Here is a 3,168-nt window from a genome sequence, read left to right on the forward strand (position 1 = left end):
AGGACCGGCGGTGCTCGCGGCCGCGCGCGAGCGCGGCGGCGATGGCCCCCTCGGCGGTGGCGTCGGTGTCGGCGGCGGCGGAGACGTTCTCGGCGCCGACGGCCTCGATGATCTCGGTGCGCTGGATGCGCGTCTCCCGCGGGGCCTTCACGCCGATCCGCACGCTGTCGCCCTTGATGTCGAGCAGCGTGACCTCGATCTCGCCGTCGATGCGCACGCTCTCACCGATCCGCCTCGTCAACACCAGCATTCGATCAGCCTACTGGTGCGACGGGGGCGGGCCCCAGCGACGCGGTCGAGGCGTCGCGCACCACGCCGATGGTCTCGATCGTCAGCGGCGCCGCGGTGGCCTCGCTGTACGACAGCACCGGCAGGCCGTCGGTCTGCGCCGACACCAGCCGTCGCACGGCCGGCCGCAGCGACGGCGCGCACACCAGCACCGGTTCCGGCCCGTCCGCCTGCGCGGCAACCGCCTGCTTGACCGAGGCGATCACGGCCTCCATGCGCTGCGGCTCGAACACGATCTGGGTGCCGTCGTCGCCCGGCCGCAGGCTCTCCAGCATCGCCTGCTCCAGCAGCGGGTTGATCATGACCACCCGCAGCACGCCGTTCTCCGCGAAGCGCGCGGCGATCGCCGGGCCGAGCGCGGCCCTGGCGGCCTCGATCAGCCCCTCCGGGTCGGTCGAGGTCTTGGCGCGCAGGGCCAGCGCCTCGTAGATGCGGCCGAGGTCGTTGATCGGCACGCGCTCCGCGAGCAGCCCCTGCAGGACGCGCTGGACCTCGGCGAGTGAGAGCTGTGCGGGCGTGAGCTCCTCCACCGCCGACGGCGACACCTGCTTGAGCGCGTCGGTGAGCTGGCGCACGTCCTCCCGCGACAGCAGCCGCGCGGCGTGCGTCTGGATCACGCTCGACAGGTGCGTGACGATCACGCTGGCCCGGTCGATCACGGTCGCTCCGGCGAACTCGGCGCTGTGCCGCATCTCCATCGGGATCCACTTGCCCTCCAGCCCGAACACGGGGTCGAGGGCTGCGGCGCCGGGCAGCGACTCGAGTCCGGAGCCGAGCGCGAGCACCGATCCGCCCGGCGCGGTGCCGCGCCCGGTCTCCACCCCGGCGATGCGGATCACGTACGTGGCCTGCGGCAGCTCGATGCTGTCGCGCGTGCGGACGGGCGGGGTGACCAGGCCGAGGTCGAGCGCGATGCGCCGCCGCAGCGCCTTCACGCGCGCGAGCAGGTCGTCGGGGCCGCCGGTGACCAGGTCGACGATGTCGGGCGAGAGGAGGATCTCGAGCGGGTGCACGCGCATGCGCTCGATCAGCTCCTCCGGCTGCTCCGCAGGCGGCGTCACCGGTGCCTTCGCGGCTTCGGCCGCCTCCCGCTTCCTGGTGGCGGTGATGCGCTGGGCGACCAGGAGCAGCAGCGCCCCGATCGCGACGAACGGCAGCATCGGCATGTGCGGGATGAGCGACATGATGATGGCCGCGCACCCGGCGATCAGCAGCGCGTTGCGGGACTGCCCGAGCTGGGCCGATGCGGCCGTGCCCATCTCGGTCTCGGCGGTCGAACGGGTCACGATCATGCCGGTCGACACGGCCATGAGCAGGGCCGGGATCTGCGTGACCAGGCCGTCGCCGATCGTCAGGAGGCTGTACGTGCTCACGGCCTGGTCGATCGACATGCCGTGCTGCACGAGCCCGATCGCGATGCCGCCGACGATGTTGATGATGATGATGACGAGCCCGGCGATCGCGTCGCCCTTCACGAACTTCGAGGCACCGTCCATGGCGCCGTAGAAGTCGGCCTCCGCGGCCACCTCGGCGCGGCGCTGCCTGGCCTCCGTGTCGGTGATGAGTCCCGCGTTGAGATCGGCGTCGATGGCCATCTGCTTGCCGGGCATCGCGTCGAGCGTGAACCGGGCGCCGACCTCGGCCACGCGCTCGGCACCCTTCGTGACGACGACGAACTGGATGACCACGAGGATGAGGAACACGACCGCGCCGATGATGAGCGAGCCGCCGACCGCGATGGCCCCGAACGCCTCGATGACCTGCCCCGCGTACGCCTCGCCCAGCACGAGCCGGGTGGACGCGACGTTCAGGCCGAGACGGAACAGCGTCGCCACCAGCAGCAGCGAGGGGAACACCGAGAAGTCGAGCGGCTTCTTCACGAACATCGACGTCAGCAGGATCACCAGCGCGAACATGATGTTGAGGATGATGAGCACGTCGAGCAGGAACGGCGGCACCGGGACGACGAGCAGCATGATGATGCCGACCACCCCGATCGGCACCATCAGCGTGGTGAGCATCTTCTTCATGCGGTCCTCCGGTAGGGGAGCGAGTGGATGCCGCGGGCGGCGCCGCGACGCCGCAGGGCGTCGACGAACACGAGCACGCGCGCCACGGCGTTGTACAGGTCTTCGGGGATCTCGTGTCCCAGCTCGCACGCGGCGTGCAGGGATCGGGCGAGGGTGATGTCGCGCACGAGGGGCACCCCGGCCTCGAGCGCCTTCTCGCGGATGCGCTCGGCGATCACCCCGCTGCCCTTCGCGACCACGCGGGGCGCGGAGGTGCCGGCCTCGTAGCTCAGCGCGATCGCGATGTGGGTGGGGTTGACCACCACGACGTCGGAGTTCGCGACCGCCGCGATCATCCGGTTGCGGCTCACGGCGAGCTGGCGAGACCGGCGCTGCTGGCGGATCAGCGGGTCGCCCTCGGAGTTCTTGTTCTCGTCGCGCACTTCCTTCTTGGTCATGCGCGTGTGCTTGCGGTTGCGGCGCATCACCACGAACAGGTCGATCGCGGCGAGGACCAGGCCCACGCCGATCGCGGTCTGCAGGAGGGCGGCGGTGCCCTCGGCCGCGGTGCCCAGCAGACGGGAGATCGAGTGCGCGCCGCTCGCGGTCAGCACCGGCATGAGCCCGGCGATCACGAACCACAGCGCGAGCGCGATCGCTGCCGTCTTGAGCAGCGCCTTCGCGCCCTCCCAGAGCGCCTGCAGGCCGAACACGCGCCGCATGCCCGAGACGAGGTTGAACTGCTCGTAGCGTCCGGTGAGCGTGCGCAGGTGCACGCCGCCCTGCACCACCGCGCCGAGCAGGGTGACGACCGCGACGGCGGCCAGCAGCGCGCCGAGCGTGGGCAGGACCGACGCGAGCCCGCGGCCCA

General features: G+C 71.4%; 3 protein-coding genes. All 3 read right to left on the reverse strand.

Annotation, left to right across the window (positions count from 1 at the left end; translation table 11 throughout):
• Nucleotides 1–250: carbon storage regulator CsrA (gene csrA / locus DW309_RS20170; protein ID WP_136029658.1), on the reverse strand; the 250-nt coding region annotated here is incomplete at its 3' end.
• Between the two features lie 4 nt (nucleotides 251–254).
• Nucleotides 255–2,318 carry a flagellar biosynthesis protein FlhA gene (locus tag DW309_RS17700; protein ID WP_136029655.1) on the reverse strand — a complete coding sequence of 688 codons (2,064 nt, stop codon included), beginning with the start codon at nucleotides 2,316–2,318 and terminating at the stop codon, nucleotides 255–257.
• The coding region (locus DW309_RS17705; protein WP_136046123.1) for an EscU/YscU/HrcU family type III secretion system export apparatus switch protein at nucleotides 2,315–3,168 on the reverse strand (854 nt) is incomplete at its 5' end. The genes DW309_RS17705 and DW309_RS17700, both read right to left, overlap by 4 nt.

It is taken from the genome of Microbacterium sp. K41, from assembly GCF_004794395.1.
In the GTDB taxonomy this organism is placed as follows: Bacteria; Actinomycetota; Actinomycetes; order Actinomycetales; family Microbacteriaceae; genus Microbacterium; species Microbacterium sufflavum.